The sequence below is a fragment of the bacterium genome (assembly GCA_021159335.1).
Lineage (GTDB): Bacteria > UBP14 > UBA6098 > B30-G16 > B30-G16 > JAGGRZ01.
In genome coordinates this window covers 1-19,562 of the sequence record JAGGRZ010000170.1, presented here as the reverse complement: position 1 = coordinate 19,562, position 19,562 = coordinate 1, and the positions used below count along the sequence as shown (strand labels likewise).

23 protein-coding genes are annotated in these 19,562 nt (G+C 45.7%); 6 read left to right on the top strand and 17 right to left on the bottom strand.

From position 1 onward, the window contains the following. The first annotated feature begins 23 nt into the window (after window positions 1-23). Window positions 24-473, top strand: coding sequence for a hypothetical protein (locus J7J62_09455; protein MCD6125379.1), 450 nt, complete (start codon window positions 24-26; stop codon window positions 471-473). A 23-nt stretch (window positions 474-496) separates the two neighbouring features. Here the strand turns inward: J7J62_09455 and ftsE are convergent, their stop codons facing one another. The 8 genes from ftsE to J7J62_09415 form a co-directional block, all read right to left on the bottom strand. After that, window positions 497-1,180, bottom strand: a complete 684-nt coding sequence (gene ftsE / locus J7J62_09450; GenBank protein MCD6125378.1) for a cell division ATP-binding protein FtsE — start codon at window positions 1,178-1,180, stop codon at window positions 497-499. A gap of 18 nt (window positions 1,181-1,198) precedes the next feature. Next, window positions 1,199-2,140, bottom strand: coding sequence for a branched-chain amino acid transaminase (locus J7J62_09445; protein ID MCD6125377.1), 942 nt, complete (start codon window positions 2,138-2,140; stop codon window positions 1,199-1,201). Between the two features lie 46 nt (window positions 2,141-2,186). Next, window positions 2,187-3,080: an HpcH/HpaI aldolase/citrate lyase family protein gene (locus J7J62_09440; GenBank protein MCD6125376.1), complete on the bottom strand. Its 894-nt coding sequence runs from the start codon at window positions 3,078-3,080 to the stop codon at window positions 2,187-2,189. Next, window positions 3,070-3,345 (bottom strand): citrate lyase acyl carrier protein, encoded by a 276-nt coding sequence (locus J7J62_09435; GenBank protein ID MCD6125375.1) that lies wholly within the window; start codon window positions 3,343-3,345, stop codon window positions 3,070-3,072. Before J7J62_09435 ends, J7J62_09440 begins: the two co-directional genes overlap by 11 nt. A gap of 13 nt (window positions 3,346-3,358) precedes the next feature. Next, window positions 3,359-5,026: a sigma-70 family RNA polymerase sigma factor gene (locus J7J62_09430; protein ID MCD6125374.1), complete on the bottom strand. Its 1,668-nt coding sequence runs from the start codon at window positions 5,024-5,026 to the stop codon at window positions 3,359-3,361. Window positions 5,027-5,037: 11 nt separating this feature from the next. Continuing rightward, window positions 5,038-6,801 carry a DNA primase gene (locus J7J62_09425; protein ID MCD6125373.1) on the bottom strand — a complete coding sequence of 588 codons (1,764 nt, stop codon included), beginning with the start codon at window positions 6,799-6,801 and terminating at the stop codon, window positions 5,038-5,040. Further along, on the bottom strand, window positions 6,798-6,992 hold the full coding sequence (locus J7J62_09420) for a ferredoxin (protein MCD6125372.1): 195 nt from the start codon (window positions 6,990-6,992) through the stop codon (window positions 6,798-6,800). Before J7J62_09420 ends, J7J62_09425 begins: the two co-directional genes overlap by 4 nt. Window positions 6,993-7,089: 97 nt before the next feature. Further along, window positions 7,090-7,584, bottom strand: a complete 495-nt coding sequence (locus tag J7J62_09415) for a hypothetical protein (protein ID MCD6125371.1) — start codon at window positions 7,582-7,584, stop codon at window positions 7,090-7,092. 116 nt (window positions 7,585-7,700) lie between these two features. Between J7J62_09415 and J7J62_09410 the strand changes: the two genes are divergently transcribed. The 5 genes from J7J62_09410 to J7J62_09390 all read left to right on the top strand — a co-directional run bounded on the left by J7J62_09410 (window position 7,701) and on the right by J7J62_09390 (window position 12,371). Continuing rightward, window positions 7,701-8,714 (top strand): hypothetical protein, encoded by a 1,014-nt coding sequence (locus J7J62_09410; protein ID MCD6125370.1) that lies wholly within the window; start codon window positions 7,701-7,703, stop codon window positions 8,712-8,714. Window positions 8,715-8,798: 84 nt separating this feature from the next. Beyond that, a complete protein-coding gene (locus J7J62_09405; protein MCD6125369.1) occupies window positions 8,799-10,100 on the top strand; it encodes an OmpA family protein in 1,302 nt (433 codons plus the stop codon). Between the two features lie 3 nt (window positions 10,101-10,103). Next, window positions 10,104-10,565, top strand: coding sequence for a poly-gamma-glutamate biosynthesis protein PgsC (gene pgsC, locus J7J62_09400; GenBank protein ID MCD6125368.1), 462 nt, complete (start codon window positions 10,104-10,106; stop codon window positions 10,563-10,565). A gap of 1 nt (window position 10,566) precedes the next feature. Continuing rightward, window positions 10,567-11,679: a poly-gamma-glutamate system protein gene (gene pgsW / locus J7J62_09395; protein MCD6125367.1), complete on the top strand. Its 1,113-nt coding sequence runs from the start codon at window positions 10,567-10,569 to the stop codon at window positions 11,677-11,679. After that, a complete protein-coding gene (locus J7J62_09390) occupies window positions 11,676-12,371 on the top strand; it encodes a 4Fe-4S binding protein (protein ID MCD6125366.1) in 696 nt (231 codons plus the stop codon). Before pgsW ends, J7J62_09390 begins: the two co-directional genes overlap by 4 nt. Here the strand turns inward: J7J62_09390 and ispD are convergent. The 9 genes from ispD to eno all read right to left on the bottom strand — a co-directional run. Next, complete coding sequence (ispD, locus tag J7J62_09385) at window positions 12,360-13,046, bottom strand: 2-C-methyl-D-erythritol 4-phosphate cytidylyltransferase (GenBank protein ID MCD6125365.1); 687 nt, start codon at window positions 13,044-13,046, stop codon at window positions 12,360-12,362. The genes J7J62_09390 and ispD overlap by 12 nt on opposite strands. Before the next feature lie 2 nt (window positions 13,047-13,048). Next, on the bottom strand, window positions 13,049-13,984 hold the full coding sequence (locus J7J62_09380; protein MCD6125364.1) for a stage 0 sporulation protein: 936 nt from the start codon (window positions 13,982-13,984) through the stop codon (window positions 13,049-13,051). Then, window positions 13,956-15,380: a trigger factor gene (gene tig / locus J7J62_09375; protein ID MCD6125363.1), complete on the bottom strand. Its 1,425-nt coding sequence runs from the start codon at window positions 15,378-15,380 to the stop codon at window positions 13,956-13,958. The genes J7J62_09380 and tig overlap by 29 nt, the downstream gene beginning before the upstream one ends. Before the next feature lie 22 nt (window positions 15,381-15,402). Next, window positions 15,403-16,458 (bottom strand): 23S rRNA (adenine(2503)-C(2))-methyltransferase RlmN, encoded by a 1,056-nt coding sequence (gene rlmN, locus J7J62_09370; GenBank protein MCD6125362.1) that lies wholly within the window; start codon window positions 16,456-16,458, stop codon window positions 15,403-15,405. Between the two features lie 116 nt (window positions 16,459-16,574). Continuing rightward, window positions 16,575-17,042: a 2-C-methyl-D-erythritol 2,4-cyclodiphosphate synthase gene (locus J7J62_09365; GenBank protein ID MCD6125361.1), complete on the bottom strand. Its 468-nt coding sequence runs from the start codon at window positions 17,040-17,042 to the stop codon at window positions 16,575-16,577. Between the two features lies 1 nt (window position 17,043). Then, a complete protein-coding gene (locus J7J62_09360; protein MCD6125360.1) occupies window positions 17,044-17,451 on the bottom strand; it encodes a hypothetical protein in 408 nt (135 codons plus the stop codon). A 38-nt stretch (window positions 17,452-17,489) separates the two neighbouring features. Further along, window positions 17,490-17,858 (bottom strand): DUF2089 domain-containing protein, encoded by a 369-nt coding sequence (locus tag J7J62_09355; protein ID MCD6125359.1) that lies wholly within the window; start codon window positions 17,856-17,858, stop codon window positions 17,490-17,492. Between the two features lie 178 nt (window positions 17,859-18,036). After that, the gene (gene rplS / locus J7J62_09350; GenBank protein ID MCD6125358.1) at window positions 18,037-18,438 is read right to left on the bottom strand and encodes a 50S ribosomal protein L19; all 402 of its coding nucleotides are present in this window, start codon (window positions 18,436-18,438) and stop codon (window positions 18,037-18,039) included. A 98-nt stretch (window positions 18,439-18,536) separates the two neighbouring features. Next, the coding region (gene eno / locus J7J62_09345) for a phosphopyruvate hydratase (GenBank protein ID MCD6125357.1) at window positions 18,537-19,562 on the bottom strand (1,026 nt) is incomplete at its 5' end.

Sequence of the window (19,562 nt, the reverse complement as noted above, 5' to 3'; positions counted from 1 at the left end):
GTCAAAAGGAGGTCTATAATAACATGAAGTACCTAATTCTTATTGCATTGCTTGCTTTCACAGCCATTGGTTTCTGCGATAGCCTTCCATCGGAAATTACCCCAAAACAGCCGATTGATAGCATCCCGACAAACCCGCTTTCGCCTGTGGGTATGTATGTTGTTAAGCTACCTTCTGCGTCTGGAGTGGGCAGGGTGATTATTCTCCACATTTTCAAAAACGGCAACGCACTTAGAAGCAACATCTACATCGGCAGACCATATGGTGATTACGCTGAGGAGGGCAAATGGCAGCAGAACGCCGACACGCTGAAGCTAACCTTAACTGGATACACAAGCCGATATGGGAAGGAAAAACTTTCAAAAACGCTTTTGTTTAAAATCGTGCAGAATGGACTTGTTACTATAAAATATGACGAAGCACCGTTCGGTCGAAAACAGATAAGGTTTACGAAAGTGCCCGAAAGTTTTTAGTAATATTATTTTTTTTTCAAATTCTACTTTGGCTTTCTTCCCGGCCTGTCGCCTATTAACCGACCCTCAGCAAGCTCAATAACCCTGAAACCGAATCTTTCCACGAGTTCAATATTGTGCGTTGCCATAAGAATTGCTGTTCCCTGCGAGTTTATCTCGATAAGAAGTTCCATTATCTCGTCAATAGAATTTGGGTCAAGGTTTCCCGTGGGTTCGTCGGCGAGAAGTAAAAGCGGGGAGTGAACTAATGCGCGTGCAATGGCTACTCTCTGCTGTTCGCCGCCGGAGAGTTCTTGAGGGTAAGCTCGCGCCTTGTGAAGTAGACCAACCTGCGAGAGAAGCTCACCCGTGCGCTGGCGAATGTATTTTTTCGGATAGCCGCACACATAAAGTGCGAAAGCCACATTTTCCCATGCGGTCTTATCTGGAAGAAGTCTGAAGTCCTGAAATATTACACCAAGTTTTCGTCTGTAGAAAGGTATTTCTTTGCGACTTAAGGTAGTTATGTCCACTCCATCGAAAATTACTTTGCCTTTATCGGGCGGAATCTCAGCAAGAATTATCGATATAAGCGTTGATTTCCCTGCTCCGGATGGTCCCACCAGAAAAGCGAATTCACCTTCATCGAGGCTAAAAGTAACATCGGATAGCGCCACCCAGCGTGATTGGTAGCGCTTCGTCAAGCCGATAACCTCAAGAAGTGACATTATCCACCGTTGGGCTTATCACACATACTCAAGCCATCCGTATGGGTCGTTGCCGTTTTCAACGATGTCGAAAAACTTCTCCTGAAGCATTTTGGTTATTGGACCTCGTTTCCCACTACCTACTGGGATTCTGTCAACTGACGCTATGGGGGTTATCTCAGCTGCGGAACCGGTGAAAAATACCTCGTCGGCTATGTAAAGGAATTCGCGGGGAATAAGGGTTTCCTCTACTTCTATTCCCGAGTCCTTTGCTATTCGTATTACTGAATCGCGAGTTATGCCAGCAAGTATTGACGCACCGAGGGGGGGAGTTATAAGTTTGCCGTTCATAACAATGAATAGGTTCTCGCCGCTGCCCTCAGAAACATACCCGTTAACATCGAGTGCGATACCCTCAACATAGCCGTCAAGCAACGCTTCCATCTTGATGAGCTGTGAGTTCATATAATTCGCGCCGGCTTTCGCTGCAGCAGGGAATGTGTTTGGTGCCATTCTGTTCCATGACGACACTCTTACATCGACGCCGCGCTCGAGCGCTTCAGCACCAAGATATTTACCCCATTCCCACACCGCTATGGCGACCTCAACAGGGCAGCATCGCGGGTCAACGCCGAGCGAGTTGTAGCCACGATAAACAAGCGGACGAATGTAGCACGACTCAACCCCGTTTTTACGGATGGTTTCCTTTATGGCTTCGTTTATCTCATCCTTGGTGAAAGGGATTTCCATCCGATAAATTTTTGCCGAATTAAAAAGCCTATCCGTGTGCTCCTTCAAACGAAAAATTGCTGTTCCTTTCGGATTTTTGTATGCCCTGATCCCCTCGAAAACCGATGAACCGTAATGGACCACATGCGATAAAACATGGATTTTTGCATCTTTCCACTCCACGAATTCGCCGTTCATCCAGATGTATTTGGCTTCCTTGAAGCCTTTGCAGTTTTCATCTGGCACCGCCATTCCATTCTTAAACGCCATGGTTTCCTCCTTATTTTAGAATTTATACTTATCTTTTCACATTGTCTTCCAAAAGGCCGAGTTTTTGGGCAATCCTTATTATTCTCTCAGCCCTCTTTACTATTGGTGGATCTATCATCTTTCTTCCAAGCGCCACCACGGCGCTTCCTTTTCGCTTTGCTTCCTCAAAAGCCTCAATAACTTTCTTTGCGTATTCTATCTCCTCAGCCGTTGGCGTGAATACCTCGTTTATGATTTCAACCTGCGAGGGGTGAATCGCTCCTTTGCCGTCAAAACCAAGAGCTTTTGCCTCCTCTGTGCTTGCCCGCAAACCCTCCACATCCTCTATGTCGCTCCAAACCGTGTCCGATGCTTGAATCCCCGCGGCTTTTGCGCCCATAACCACGAGACTTCGTGCTACAAATGTTTCTTTGCCCTCACGGCTTCGCGCTGCTCCTATGTCACGGGTGAAATCCTCGGCGCCGAAGGCTAACACAGCCATTCTCTCGCACGCTGAAGCTATGTCGTATGAGTTAAGAGCCCCTTTCGCGCTCTCTATTATTGCCATGTAGTATATATCTTTTTCGATGCCATGTTTCAGTTTTATTTCGTTTACCATCTCATCGACTATTCTCACATCTTCGGCGGATTCGGCTTTTGGAATAACTATCATATCGGGTTCTGCGGGAACGATTTCCTCAAGGTCTTTCCTGCCAAATGGGCTTGATAGCGGATTTATTCTTACCGCGCGTTCACTCTCACCGAAATCGACATTAAGAAGAATGTGTTTAAGGAGGATTCGTGCTGAGAACTTCTCCGATGGTGGAACTGAGTCCTCAAGGTCGAGTATTATGCAATCCGCGCCAAAAAGGAATGCGTTCTGCGAAAGGTATGGATTGTTAGCTGGCATGTAGAGTCTGCTTCGCCTTATTCTATCTTTCATCTTCGCCCTCTCCCAGAAGCAATCTTGCTGCGGCTTCCACGCGCGCTGATATAACATATGGAAGCGCGCCATCGTCAATACATTTAACCTTTGCGTCCGCTATACCAAATTTTTTCAGTTCATTTTTTATTTGTTCCCTTATGGACTCCCCGTAGAGGCGTTCAAGGCTTGATTCAAGCTCTACTTCTATGCCATGACCTTCAGGTGCCAGTTCAACTGTTATCTTTATGTCGCCTCGGTCTTCCCGACCAACGGTAACAGCCATCTCTTGCTCCTTGCTATTCTTCTTTGAGGTATTGTTGAAGCTCTCGAAGTTTGAATGGTTTTCGAAGCTTTCTTAATGCTCGTGCTTCTATTTGCCTTATTCTTTCTCGCGAAAGACCGAAAATCCGCCCTATCTCGTCGAGTGTTCTTGGATAATTGTCCTCAAGACCAAATCGAAGGGATATAACTTTCGCCTCGCGCTCATCAAGAAGGCTCAAAAGTTTGCTTATCTCCTCTTTTAGTTGCTGTATTCGCAACTCGTAGTCTGGTGCCTGTATGGATGTATCCTCGAGAAGCTCGCCCAATGTTTTGGAATCCTCCTCGTGCCCGAGTTTTCTGTCCAGCGATATCTGCCCCTGTATCGCTTGAAGCATGTTGCTAAGCTCATGAACCGTTATTCCGAGCTCTTCAGCTATTTCCTCTTTAGTAGGCTCTCTGCCGTATCTCTGCGTCAGGTCGTGGACAACCCGAGAGTATTTTCTCGCCCATTGCGCGAGGTATGTGGGTATTCTTACCGCCTGCCCCTGCTCAGCTATAGCCTTAAGCATCGCCTGCCGTATCCACCATATGGCGTATGTTGAAACTCTGTATCCCTTGCTCGGGTCAAAACGCTCTATAGCGCGTATAAGCGCCTGATTGCCCTCCTGAATAAGGTCAAGATAGTCAACACCCTGATTGATGTAATTCTGGGCAATGTTCACAACAAGCCTGACATTTGATTTGAGAAGCGTTTCGCGGTCCTGCTCGTATTGGGCGCGAAGTTTGCGTAGTTCGTCTATCTCCTCGAATAAAATTTTGGGTGGTAGAAGCGAAATATCCGATATTCTATCCTCGAGAAGCTTGAATTTGCGATATTCCTTGAGTGCGCTTTCAGCCACAACATCTGATATACCCATTTCCTTGGCGAGCTTTCGTCTTTTCGTTTTTGGCGTTTTATAGAGCTCTTCAATCTGCTCGAATGTAATCCCCGCAAGGCTTAGCGTTTCTTCGATGTTGTCCTTAAACTGGTCGTATATTCGTTTTATATTCGTAAGCACGGGAAGAATTTGCTCGAGAACTCGATAGGAAGGATTAATTTTCTTAACATAGTCGAGCAGTTGCCTGTAATACCATTCCTTGCGTTGCCAGTATGTTGCCTGGCCTATGCTCGCCTTTTTAGCCGAGTGAATGAACGGCACGAGCTTTTTTCGGTAAAGGATTTCCACCCGCTTCAGTGAGGTTAGTATTTCAGCTCTATGACGAGTTGGTTTAACATCGGATGGTCTGAACGAGGTTATGGTAAAATCATCTATGCTTATGAGCCCCAGCTCGAGCTTTTTCCCGATTCTAAGAAGGTGCTCAACTGAGACAGTCGTCATGGGAACATAATCCTGAAATCTTTCGAGGGTTGCCCGAAGTCTTTTTGCAATCTTTATCTCCTCATCTTTGTCGAGAATTTTTACATCGCCTATGTCCTTGAAATACATCGTGAGTGGGTCTTCAGTTTTTTTCAGCGGGTGGATTCCTACAACGGTTATCCCAGCGGCGCTAAGGCAATCAATAAGGTCGTCTATGGTGAATTTGCCAGCGAATCTCGTATCCTTAAGGATTTTCTGGACCTCGTCCAATGTTATGCTTTTCCTGTCCCCAAGATGCTCGAGCAACTGCTCAACGAGAATTAGTTTTTCGTCGTCAGAATGCATAAATTAATCCTCTATCTCAATTCGAGAATTTTCCGTTGAATAATAGCTATCTTGTTGCTTATTTCCGCTGCTCTGGATGTGTCCCCCTCCTTTTGAGCTTCGCGCATTAATAAATATAATTTCTCTTTTTCTTTTTCCAATCTTCTTTTTCTCAGTTGATTTAAAATTATCTCTGCCTCCTTTTGTGTGGGGGCGCTTTTACGGCTCAAAAGAGTTTTCGTTATGTAGCTCATCGCTTTTTCCTCAAGAACATCGGTTAACGCTTCAGCGGAACACGACCCCTGCCTATCTATCTGAGATTTAAGAACTCTCACAGCACCACGATAAAGCTCAAAAAGCTCCTCGTCAACAATTTCCCCTACGAGTGGGTTGGCTATCATCATCGATATAAGCTCGAGCTCTATTTTGGCATATTTGTCAGATACAACGGGGGTCTTGCTTGCTGTATCAATCTCGGCGAATGTTTTTGTTTCCTTGGATTTGGCTATTCTTTTTGCCACAGAGGATTCGCTAAGTTCAAATTTTTCCGCCAGCCTTTTCGTGTAAAGGGCTTTAGTCATTTCGTCACCAATAGCGTTTATGTATTTTGCGAGTCTATCCACAAGCCTTATTTTCCCCTCGACAGTTTCGATAGCTTCAGTTTTTCTTGCTATTTCTACGCTGAATTCGAGCCAATCAGTGGCTTTACCGACTATCTCCTCTACTTTTTGCTTGGGAAACTTTCTTGCCAAATCATCTGGGTCGAGACCTTCGGGTGGTCTTGCTATTTTTGCTATGAATCCGCTTGAAAGCAATGGAATAAGCGCACGATATGTTGCCGCAAGGCCAGCATCGTCGCCGTCGAAAAAAAGCACAGCTTCATCGGTGAAACGCAGCAACGCCTGGGCATGGTCGGTGGTGAATGCAGTCCCGCAGCCAGCAACCACATTCTCAATACCCGCTTGCCAGAGTGATAGCACATCGAAGTAACCCTCAACAATCACAGCAAACCCTTTTTGCCGTATCGCTTTTTTTGCCCTATCAAGCCCAAAAAGGATTTTGCCCTTGTGATAAAGCGTAGAATCTGGGCTGTTAATGTATTTTGGTTTTTCGGGGTCCTCATCAAGTGTCCGCATGGCAAAACCAACCACACGCCCTGAAACGCTTTTTATGGGGAATATTATACCATTGCGAAACCGGTCGTAAACGGAGCCTGTCTCAGGATTTCTCACCAGCAGACCAACCTCCTCAAAAGGCTTTGTATCCAGCCTTCGTGTCGTTATGTATTTCAACAGGTTATCCCACCCCTCCGGGGCGAAGCCTATCCCTACTTCTCTTATAAGCTGTGATTTTATGCCTCTTTTGGAGAGGTAATCTCGCGCTTTCTCGCCCGACGGTGAAAACAGTTGCTTCCTGAAAAATTCGTAAGCTATCTCGACTGCTCTGTTTTGAGCTTCGTTGCGAGATAAAGCTCCTCGTCGCTTGGGAACTGGAATTCCGGCTTGCTTGGCGAGGTATTCTACTGCTTCGTAAAAAGAAAAACCTTCCTTTTCCATAAGGAAGGTGAAAATGTTGCCGCCTTTTCCGCAGCCGAAACAATAAAAAAGTCCTCTATCGGGGTCTACAGAAAAACTGGGCGTCTTCTCACGGTGGAACGGGCACAAACCCATATAGTTTTTGCCAGATTTTTTTAAGGTAGTGTATTTGCTGTATATAGCAATTATGTTAGTTGCCTCTACTACGCGTTCAAGGAAGTCTTGTGAGAAAACGCCCCTATCACTTTTTTGGTTAATCATTCTTCAACTATTATTGCGCCCGTGGGGCAATTATCTATCGCCTCCTGGACGCATTCGATATTGTCAAGCTCCTCCTCGCTTGCTATTACTACTGCTATCCCGTCCTCTTCGCGAGGCTCAAATGCCTCTGGACACATTTGTGAACAAATTCCACAGGCAATGCAAGTTTCCTCATCGATTCTTATCTTCATCGCTCTCTCCTTTGTTTAGTTTAACCCCACCGTTTTAAAAAAGCAAGAATATTAAGATTCCTATATCTTTTTGTCAAGTTTTAAGAGCTTCTTTTATTCAAATTTTGTCCTCAGTTATAAGATAACTTATTATTCTTTCGATTTCGTTCTCAAGCATTTTGAAAACCCTATTGTAACTTCTCTGTGGTTCGTCCACGGGGTCGGGTATTTCCATTGGTTCCTCCCCGGCAGGATGGTCGGACCGCCCGAATTCGGTTATGAGAAAAGCCTTTCTCGCAAGCTTTTCAGATACATTTTCGATAAGCCAATCCACATGCATGCGTTCCATGGTTAGTATCAGGTCGGCTTTTTCGGCCACCTGTTTGGTTATTTTCTGCGACCTGTGGGCAGATATGTTTATACCATGAGCAGCGCATGCTATCTGCGCGGGAAATGCGGGCGGCACACTGCCAAGGTCCAGAAGACCGTATGATTCCACTTTCACATCGGCAACGCCCCTTTTGGCGAGAATTTTTCTGGCAATACCCTCCGCCATAGGGCTACGGCAGGTGTTACCCGTGCAAAAAAATATTATGTGCCTTATCTTTTTCATACTTAGCATCGCTGGCTTTATTTTTATCCATCAAAAAACTTTGCGCAACAAATTTCTTCCGGGCGGAAAAACATTATGCTTTGATTTTCATAATTGTATTGACATTTTTTCGTAACATGAATTTTACTCAATGGAAAATGGTCGTCCTTCTTCTTGTTGGGATGGCATTGGCTTCGGCGACCGAGATAAGCCTCGAGATGCAATACATCGACAATGTTTGCGCGCTTTCGGACTCCGAGAGGTCAATGTTTCTGCGTCGTGAAAGAAGTTACCTTCTTGGCTCCCTTGATGACAACAGATTCCGTCTCGGGATAAACCATCAAATAAAGCTGGGCAGATTCCGCAACTTTAAAATGGCAGTTTTTTTGAGCGGAACCTATGTTTTCCACGCTATAAACGGCGAGCTTAATTACCTTTCGGGTTCGGTTTCCCTGAGGGCGCGTTCAAGAAAAAATTATGCAAGAATCACCTTTGGATTTGTGCCGTATTACTGTTCCAGAGCATATTACGACCCGGAAAGCGATTCCTACCAATGGGCAGAATACATGCGAATGTCAGGTTCACTATACCTAAGAAGAAGACTCATTAGGGGTATGTACGCTGGGGTCATCATCTATTATGCATTCCTGCGTTACAACGATTATTTTCCAGAGTATGATTCGAGACAATACAGGTTGGGGGGCGAGCTGACTTGGCGTGGAGCTATCGACATAAGCACAAAATATTACTTCAAAAAGAGCATTGCGCGAGGATACGACCAATCGGGAGAGAATGTTCTAACATCGGACGAAAGCGACATCTCCTACGAACAGGATAGGTTCGTGTTTTCTTTGAGCAGGAGGTTTAACGCTTTTGAGAGAAATGTTGAACTTTCTCTTACGGCGGATGCCAGATTCAGAATCTACACATCGCAGAAACCCTACTGGCTTGATCCCTTGCATCTTGGCAGAGTGGACAGGTTTCTTTATCTAAGCGGGTCAGCAAGGTTTTATCTGACCCCAAAGTGGTGGTTAGAACTTGGCGGCAAATTGCGCCTCAGGAAAGCGACAAGTGAGCATAATCCAAATATTGAGGCTTTACGAAGCTATAGTGTAAAAGCAATTTCGATGAAATTAGGAGCGAAATTTTAGTCAAACCCTTAATTATTGACTCTGTAGTATTTTGCCAATTAAATTTTGCTTTATTTTATGTGCAGATGATGGTTTTTTATATAAATGATTTTTAGGTGGAAAATAGTTTTCGTTTTTGTAGCCTTTCTGTTTCTGCTTTTTTACGGGTGCGCTGGTAAGAAAGAGTTGTTCATATTCAGACCTGTCGAGATCGTTGAGCACAGCGTTAAAGTTGACTCTCGGGGTTTTCCCGAAAATGTTACTCTTTACTTCTGCGCTGAGGACTTCGACCCCAACAAAGCCGTACTTATCGAAACAGTTAACGATGAATCCGATGAGCTCGACTTTACCGCGGTAAGAGCTATAAAAGATACCGTTGGCGTTCTCGTTTTTGTTGAGGACTACAGCGGGAGCATGCAAGCTCTGATAGGCGTGGCGGACAGCATTATAAAGTCGGTAGCAGAAGCTTTCCCAAGGCTAAAAATAGGCATAGTAAGGTTCGGGAAGAAAGCAGTTTGGGCTTTACCACCGACGAGCGGGGATAAACTAAAAAGTATTGACCTGAGCAAACTTCCAGCCCCGAAACCTAACGGTTCATCGCTTGCGCAGGGCATTTTTCTTGCGCTTGATAGCATACCCGGCAAGCTTGGAGCGATAGTCGTCGTATCCGATGCGAGCGCAGACGCTGGATTCAGGCTCGACGATGCACTATGGGCCGCAAAACTTAGAGAAATACCAATGACTATACTTCAGATAGGCGGCGAGGTAAACCCTGTCCTTGCGGATATAACCCGCCAGATGGATGGCTTCTTCCTTCACAGCGATGACCCGTATTCACTTTGCGATGTTCTCGTTGGCGGCTGGACGATTGTGTATACTCCCGCCGTGTCCGATACTGACGGCTCAGTTCATCATGTCGTGCTTCGCTGGGGCGCGAAAAAGAGAATAGCTCAATACAAGGCTCCCGGAACGCCGAAGCCAAAACCTGTTATTGTAGCAAAAAGAGATGATGTGCCTATACCACACGAGCTTATCGAGGGATTTAGAGTTCCCTTTTTATATCCTAACAATGCCCGCCTTTTGAGGGTAGGCAAAGCTGTGCTCGACTCTTTCATAGCTCTTTTGCCGAAAACCAATAAGCCAATAAAGGTCGTCGTTGAGGGATACACCTGCGACATAGGCAACTCAAGATATAATCTTGACCTTTCCATAAGGAGAGCGAAAGTCGTGGCGAATTACCTTATGAGAAAGTCGCGAACGCCGCTTAAGTTCGAGGTCGTGGGGCATGGTGAGGACGACCCTCTCGTGCCCAACACATCGCCTGAAAATCGCAGGATAAATAGACGAGTTGAAGTAAGAGTTGTGCCACAAAGTGACGAGGCTCGAATGTCGAAGGATGGGGGATAAAGAATGCTCTGGCTTTCGATAGGTATAGGACTTCTTATAAGCCTTCTTTTCGCGGAATTCCTGGGGCTGGCTGCCGGTGGACTCGTCGTGCCAGGATATGTGGCGCTTTTCTGGAATCGTCCGCTTCAGATTGTTGGCACCGTTCTGGCGGCTCTTGTCGTGGTGGCACTTATTCGATTAATATCAAACTATGCCCTCGTTTACGGAAGAAGGCGATTAGTATTAACGATTTTGCTTGGTTTCCTCATCGGCTCCGCGATAAGAGGACTGGGGACCACAGGAGTTATCCCGGCGTTAATGCCTCTTGACCCCATAGGATACATAATCCCCGGGTTGCTCGCATACTGGATGGAGAGACAAGGTGTTGTGGAAACCATATCAACGCTCGTTATAGCCAGCATTCTTGCAAGGATGATATTAATACTCATACTGGGCGGCGCGCCCATAGAAATAACATGGTTCTGAAATGTTCTGGAGAACTACAAGAGTAAGCAGACTTACTTTCGTTATTTTAGCTCTTCTGGGGCTTCTATTTATTACCGTTATTGAGCTTTCCTTTCACACCGTCAGAGCTCGCTGGTTTGACGAGAAGCTTGAAGCATCAAAGCTGGCTGAGCGCGCACAGAAAACATTATGGACATACATCTCCTCATCCCACATTCCCGTTGACACTATCGCCGACCCAAACGCGACAGGTCTTATCGGTTCACAATTCACTCTTATAACAACAGACCAGGGGGTTCTTGAGGCGAAGCTTACCACTACCAATCCCAATTGGGCAGCGGTGGTTGTGGACATGCTCAAAACTGCTGGCGTTAAAAAGGGGGACTATGTGGCGATATCGTACACCGGCTCTATGCCAGGGCTTAACATAGCGGTGCTTGCGGCCGTTCAAACAATAGGGGCGATACCAGTAATAATATCGTCAGTCGGAGCGTCGATGTGGGGCGCGACAAACCCTGAGTTCTCGTGGCTTGACATGGAAAGGATTCTTTTTGAGAGAGGAATTTTCAAATACAGGAGCACGGCAGCATCTATAGGCGGCAGAGGAGACCGTGGCGCAAACCTCTCCCCAAAAGGACGAGAAATTTGCAGAGAAATAATAAAAAGAAATGGCGTAACCCTTATCGAGGAACCAACGCTTATTGATGCGATAAGGAAAAGGGTCGAGATATATATGGAAAAAATCCCGAAGGACAAAAAATACAAGGCTTACATAAATGTTGGTGGTGGACTTGCTTCCATAGGTTCAGCTCACAATCTTTCTGTGCTTAAACCCGGCGTAATAAAGAGGCTCCCGAGATTTAACTATCCTATTCGCGGAGCGATGATAATTTTCGGATTGTCAGGGGTTCCCATCATAAACTTAACATCTGTGACGGAATTAGCGCGGAAATATGGCTTACCAATAGCGCCCCAACCCATACCAGATGTCCCGTCAGGGGGTGTTTTCTACAAAAAGAAATATCGCTTGCAGGTTGTGGCTTTGTTCCTACTTATATACGCGCTGGTGGTGTTTGTCGTTCTGCGCATTGATGTGAAGAAGTATTTGAGTCGATTCTCGCGTAGTAGGAAATGAAATCGAAATTAATAATATTAGTGGTCCTCGCTGGCATTTTAGCAACGCTTTTCGCATCGACGGTAACAAAGTATAAGGTAGTGGCGGAAAAATGCATCGGTTGCAGAATATGTGTGCTTGAGTGCCCTGTAGGAGCGATAAGCATAGTTAACGGGAAGGCGGTTATAGACCCAGAGAAATGCACAGGATGTGGAATATGTATAAAAGCGTGTCCTACGGGAGCTATAGTGGCAGTTGTAGACTCCTCAGCTGAGGATGACACGACCGCAGCAAAGAATGCATCCGTTGATTCTGCAAAATATGATAGTTTGAGAGAGAAAACCGCGGAAAAGGATACTTCGGTGTCCGTAGCGAAGACTTACCCTGACTCCGCAATCGCAGAGAAAACTGATGTCAAGGTGAAAAAGGACACTTTGAAAACAACGGATTCTCTTGCTGCAAAGACCGATTCCGCAAAAATTGAAAAGCCAATAGAGAAAAAGCCGACTAAAAAGCCGGTGACAAAGCTCATAGCGGTTGTTGATAGGGATAAATGCATCGGTTGCAAAATTTGCGAGAACACTTGTAAGTATGGCGCCGTAAAAGTTATCGATGGAAAAGCCGTTGTTGATCCTGAAAAATGCACAGGCTGCGGCGATTGCGTTAAGGCATGTCCGCTTAGCGCGATAAAACTGAAAAAATTAAGTCAATAGTCGCAATAACGCCTCAAAAATTTTTATATCCTCGGGATATGTTATTTTAATGTTTTGCGCTGTTCCACGCACGATGACAGGTTTTATGCCCATCGCTTCAACAGCCTGCGAATCATCGGTAATGCTTTGGGGAGCCTGTTTTAGCGCCTTAAGTATCACATCAAGCTTGAAACCTTGAGGAGTTTGCGCACGCCAGAGGTTGCTTCGTTCCACCGTGGATACTATCTTGCCATTGTCCACCGCCTTCAGCGTATCCGCAACGGGTATCGCCACCACTGCTGCGTCGCTTTGTTGCGCTTTTTCCGCGCAAAGGTCAAAAAGTTCCGGGGGGCAAAGTGGTCTTGCGCCATCGTGAATGAGAACTATCGAATCGCCAGAGGCAAATCCTGCCAATGCTTCAAGTCCATTAATCACCGACATTCTGCGCGTCGCCCCACCAGTAACAGCTTTTATGAATTTCTCGCCGCCATATCGAGCGGCAATTGATTTGTATTCATCCTCAAAATCACTGTTTGAAACGAGCACGAACCCTTTGGCAGAGCTTTTCCTGACTCTTTCTATCGTATAGGATAGGAGAGGTTTCCCAAGAACTCCAACAAGAAGTTTGTTTTTGCCGCCGAACCTTTCGCTTTTGCCCGCAGCGGCTATCACCACGAAGTATTCAGGTAGTGGCATGGTTATTTTTCTTGATTAGCAGTTTTTGCGCTTTCAGCTTTGCTTTTGGAAAGCCACTTTTTAAGAAATTCTTTGTCCGACTTGAAAAGCTTTTTGTATTCGATTATTCCGAGCTTGGTCGGCTCTTCATCGCCCTCAAATATTAGATTCACGAATCCTCTAAAATAATCTATAGCGACTACCTTGGCTTTTCTTCCGTCTTTTGCGGTCACCTCGTCACCGACATGGGGATAGTCCTTAAGCACAACTTCGTAGAAAGGCATCTCATAAGCGAGGCAGCACATGAGCCTTTCGCACAATCCCGATATTTTCGACGGGTTCACCACGAGATTTTGTGCTCGTGCCATTTGAGTCGATATAGGCACGAACTGCCGTAAGAAAGTCGCACAACAAAGGGGCATTCCGCATGGTCCTATTCCACCGAGCTTTTTTGCTTCGTCACGCACGCCAATCTGTCGCAGTTCTATGCGGGTGCGGTATATGGCAGCAAGGTCTTTAACGAGTTCACGGAAGTCAACGCGTTCTTCAGCAGTAAAATAAATTGTCAGTTTTTTGCCATCATACTGGAATTCTGCGTCAACCAGCTTCATTTTCAATCCTCGGAAACCAACCAGTTCCTCGCATGTTTCGAGAACTGACTCCTCCCTCTCGCGAAGCTTCATCATTATTTCTATTTCGTCGTCTCGCGCGCGGCGAAGAATCTCAAGTGCGTATTTGTGCTGGGAATGTGCCTCGAAGTCTTTTTTGCTTATTTGCGCGAAAACCACCCCCATATCACGACCCCGTTCCGCTTGAACAAGAACCCAATCCCCACGCTTCAGACCAAGATGGTTCCGATCTATATAGTAATCTATCCTCCTGCTCTTGAACTCAACTATGTAGTAATCCGGCTCTATATTTGAGTTGTTCTTATTTTTCTTTTTCTGGTTCCATGTCATCTTTTTTCACCTCCGCACTTTTCTTGGCGGTGCCTTTTGCTGTCGTTTTCTTACCTGTTGACTTCGCGGAGGACTCTGGCTTCGCGACTTTTTGCTCGGATTTTTCCTTTTCGCCTTCGGTTTCCCCTTCAGCTTCCTCCTCTTCGCTCTCCTCCTCTATTTTGCATGTAGAAAGGACGAGCTCAATAACCTTTCTCCGCAAAACTGATTCCCGCACCTCTTCCAGCTTGTTTTGGTCTTTTTTAAACACCTCGACCGCAGCGTTGGGGTCTATCCCCTGACTGTATGCCAACCGCCGTATCTCATCCTCTACTTCGCTGTCTGTAACCTCAATTTTTTCCTGCTCCGCTATAGCTTTAGCAATGAACTCGAATGCTATCTGGTTTTTCATCGATTCCTTAACCTGTTCGCGAAGTTTATCAAGCGACTCTTTTGTTATTCTTGTTCCGCCAAGCTTTTCGGCGAGGTATTGGTCAACTCTTAGCATTAAATAGTTTTCGGGTATCTCCACGGGGTTTGCCTTAACGAGCTCGTCTATCGCGCGCTGGGAAAGCACATCTTGCGACGCTCTCGATTTTTGTGCTTTAATGTATTCCTCGACCTCTTTTCGGAATTCCTCTTCAGTGTAAGTCTCGGGCTTACCCATCCTCTTGAAAAACTCAGCGTTCAGTTCCGGAATTTTCTGCTCGTAGATTTTTATTATCTCGAAGTTAAACTCGCCTTTCGTTCCCCGGAAACGCCTGTCTGGAAAAGAATCGGGAAAATCGAGGGTTAAACTGAATTTATCGCCCAATTTTTTCCCTATGAAATCTTTGAAAATCTGGGCATATTCCGGGTCATCAAGGGGAATAAGCGCACGCACAGGTTCCTCATCTCCCTCTCGCGTGAACATAACCTCAACATAATCGTTCTCGGCAACAGGTCTTTCAACCTCGACATACTGGGCATTCCTTATCAAAAAATCCTGTATTTCCCTGTTTACTTCATCCTCAGTTACTTCCACTTTAGGACGCTTCAATGTGAAACCCTTGTATTGTTTCAGTTCTACCTTTGGCGGGACCTCGATAGTGTATTCGACCACAAATTCCTTTTCCGGTTCAAGCGGTTCATGTTTCGGCTTGCTTACAGTTAGTGTCTCTTTTAGTTCTTCGTTTTTCTCCCGCGCTTCCTTAAGAACCTCCTCAAGTATTTCTTCTTTGACCAGTTCTTTTATAGCGTCGCCGTATCGAGCGAGAATAAGCCCTTTAGGCGCGTGCCCCGGACGGAACCCTGGCACGAATAAGTTCTTCGCGTGTTCCGCTACTTTTTGCTCAAGACGGTTCTTTACCTCATCGGCAGCCAGATACCCTCTTACTACGATAGTAACCGAATTTTGCTTTTCTATCTGAATGTCCATCGCTCCTCCAGTTTTATTTAATTCATTTCATAACTGACTTGGCAGCAAGCTGCCCGCAGGCACCCGATATGTCCTTGCCTTTTGAATATCTTATCGTGGCGACTATGCCGTTGGCAAGAAGGTAGCTTTGAAATCTTAGCACCATTCGTCTATCGGGAGGCTTTAAATCAACTCCATCGACCTCGTTATACGGAATCAGGTTTACCTTTGCTGGGAGTCCTTTTATTAGCTTTACAAGTTCATTGGCGTGAACCAAGGAGTCATTGATGCCATCAAACATAACATATTCGAATGTTACCCACCGGCGGGAATATTCGGCATATTTCGGCACGAGCGGGAGCCACGAGCTTATCGGATATTTTTTCGTCGCGGGCATCAGCTTGGCTCTTAGCTGGTCATCAGGAGCGTTAAGAGATATGGCGAGTTTGGGTTTAAGTCCGCTTTCAATAATTTTCTCGATACCGTCGGGTATTCCTATGGTTGAAATCAGGACTCTTCTATGACCAAGTCCAAATCCCACATCAGAAAGCATTACCTTTATTGCTCTTAGAACCTCATCCAAATTATCGAGAGGTTCTCCCATTCCCATAAAGACCACATTTGTAAGCTGGTTGCCTGTATCTCGGATGTAATTTCTCGCGATGTAAAGTTGTCCTACTATCTCGGTTGATGACAAATTTCGCCTGAAACCCATCATGCCTGTGGCGCAGAACCTGCACCCGAACTTACAGCCTATCTGCGAGGAGATGCATACGGTATGCCTTTTTTGTTCAGGATTCGGTATATAAACGGTTTCAACGAGTTCGCCATCTGAGAGTTTGAGCAGGAATTTCACGGCACCGTCCTCGGATTTAGCCAGTTCCACGACCTCGGGTAGTGTGAACTTAGCGTTTTCCGACAGCCAGTCTCTCAATGCCATGGGAAGGTCGGTCATAGCCATAGGGTCGAAAACATCGTGGGAATAAATCCACTTGCATATTTGCTTTGCACGAAAGCGTTTCTCGCCTATGGACTCGAAAAAATGCCCAAGCTCATCGGGCGGTATTCCAAAAAGTTCTTTTTTCTCGTTCGTAGCCATTTTAATCACAATTAAGTATGGGTAACCGCCTTTTCAAGGGAAAAGTTTTAAAACGCGTTATTGCGGGATAAAATGGACCTCATATTGCGAGGACACTGTGGAGCTGCGTCGCTTATTCAAGAGACGAGTGCTATTGCGAGGCATGCTATAGCGTTTCTCTCGCCAATCACGCCAAGCCCCTCGCTGGTTTTTGCTTTTATGGAGACTCTATCCTTTTCTATCCCGAGCTCTTTTGCGAGCACTTCCCGCATGTCAGGAATGTAGGGCAACAGTTTCGGCTCCTCAGCTATTACAGTCACATCAACATTTTTGACCCCTAAACCCTTGTCCTCAAGCATTCTTATCGTTGACCTCAAAAGTTTTATCGAGCTTATTCCCTCAAACTCATCTGAGGTGTCGGGAAAATGCGTTCCTATGTCTCCCAATGCTGCAGCACCGAGCACGGCGTCAATTATCGCATGGATAACCACATCACCGTCAGAATGTCCCAATAGCCCCTTGTGGTATGGGACTTCTATTCCACCGAGAATAAGCTTTCTTCCCTCCACCAGCCTGTGAATATCGAATCCTATTCCTGCGCGCATGTTATTCTATTATTACTTCAACCTTGTTTTCTTCGTCCTCGATATCAACTATATGGAGCGGACCGTAGCTTGAAATTTCCTTTATTAGCTCGTCGATGTCAAGCGAATCAAGGTTTTCTAAGTCGATGTTGATTCCCTTTTCCTGAAGTTTCTCAGTTACCGATTTGGGAATTTTCCCCGAGAATTTCATCCCCATTTTTGCCAAGACTTTTACCAGCCCAAGTGGGAGGTCTATTTTTACCTTTGGTTTTTGCTGGTTGCCCTCGAACACTCGCACCTTAAACCAGTGAGCTTTTTTAGCTTTCTCCTTTTTCTCCGATTCGCCGAGAGCCGATAGAAGCCTTTCCGCTTCCTCAACCGTGATTTTTTTGTCCTCGAGCATCTCGAGGATTCTCTTTGCTTCGCTCATTAACATGCCCTCCTATTTTTTGCTTTAAACGACTTTTTTTACCCAGAACCTTTTATTCTATCCACAGCTTCATCTACCGATATTTCGCCTCTCTCAAGCGCATCGAGAACATCTTTTATCGATACTCTCTCTACCTCGTATGGTTCTGCCCCGAGAGCCTCGCCTATCTGCCTTATTCTCGCTTTCGCTGTTGGGCGGCTAACTCCAAGATAGCGTGCTACCTCACCAATATTGCCATAGCTTGCAACGAATATTTTAAGGATTTCCATTTGTTCGTCGCTAAGCTTTATAGCGCTTTCTTCGGGGTAAAATTCGCCTGATATTTTTGTTCCGCATGACGGGCATTGATATTCCGTTACCATTAGTTTTGAGCCACATATCGGGCAGTTTTTTAATTCTTTGCTCATGGTTTTTAAAATGTTAATTCATCCTTTTAAATATTAAAAGGATTTATCTAAAAATGTCAAGTTAAATTTAAAATTTTTACTGCCTTTTGCGATATCATTAATCGTGACAATAAAAAACCCGACCAATAAGTCGGGCAATGCAACTATCAGAAAGTTATGGCTTTAACTGCTGGGCAAACTAAGATTGTTCTGGCTGAGCTTGCTTGTTTTTCTCTTTATCCTTTTTAGTTACGCGTAATTCCTTTACTTTTGCGGCTTTACCGACCTTCTCGCGCAGGTAATATAGTTTCGCCCGACGCACTTTACCTCTTCTTACTACTTCAATGTTCGTTATGGAGGGTGAGTGGAGCGGGAATATTTGCTCGACGCCTATACCACCTGAGGCTATTTTCCTCACAGTGAATGTCTGGTTTGTGCCTGAGCCATCTTTGGCTATTACTATTCCCTGGAAGAACTGCACTCGAACCTTATCGCCCTCGACTATTTTATAGTAAACCTTTACGGTGTCGCCGGGTTTAAAATCGGGCAGGTCGTCCCGCATATACATCTTTTCCACTTTTCTTATTAGTTGGTCGCTCATTTTCGCCTCCTCCATAAGCCCCTAATAAGTATTAACGCAAAAATTTGGCAAGTATTTTTTACAAAAAATTTTAAAGTTTTTATAATCGCAAAAATTTTCTATCCGAGCCATGGGTAGAGTTCCGATATACTCGGGAAATGTGCAGTTTCTCCTAATTCTTCCTCGATAACGAGCAACCTGTTGTATTTCGCCACTCTTTCTGCGCGACATGGTGCACCCGCTTTTATTTGACCCGAGTTCACTGCTACCGCAAGGTCGGCTATAAAGTCGTCGCAGGTTTCACCGCTTCTGTGGGAGATAACAGTATTCCAGCCGGCTCTGTGAGCGAGCTCCACTGCATCAAGGGTTTTGGTCACTGTGCCTATCTGATTTAACTTTATAAGTGCGGCATTAGCTATTTTTTCTTTTATTCCCCGGGCGATTATCGTGGGATTGGTAACGAATATATCATCACCGACAAGCTGAACAGAGTCGCCGAGCTCAGTTCGCAGCTTTTCCCAGCCAGACCAGTCGTTCTCAGCAAGCCCGTCCTCGATGGAGACGAGCGGAAAATGACCCAAAAGATGCCTGTAATAGTCGATCATTTCTTCAGCCGTGAGTTCTTTACCCTCGAACATGTATTTGCCATCCGAGAAGAAGCTTGATGCTGCGGCATCAATAGCAAGGAACACCTGTTTCCCAAGCGCATATCCGGCAGCCTTAACAGCTTCGGCGATAATCTCCAGCGCCTGGAAATTGTTTTCAAGGTCTGGCGCAAATCCACCTTCATCACCAACTCCCGTTGAAAGCCCTTTAGATTCGAGAACTTTTTTTAAGTGATGATAAATCTCTGAGCCAGCCCTGAGTGCATCACTAAAGCTTTCGAATCCTGCGGGAACTATCATGAACTCCTGTATGTCGAGGTTGTTGTCAGCGTGCACGCCACCGTTTATTACATTCATCATGGGGACTGGCAGGGTTTTCGCGCCCACACCGCCGAGATACTGCCACAATGGTATTCCAAGCTCCATCGCGGATGCGCGTGCGACAGCCATGCTTACACCCAAAACCGCATTCGCGCCAAGTTTCGATAGGTTCTCGGTGCCGTCGAGCTCGAGCATTACAAGGTCTATACCACGCTGGTC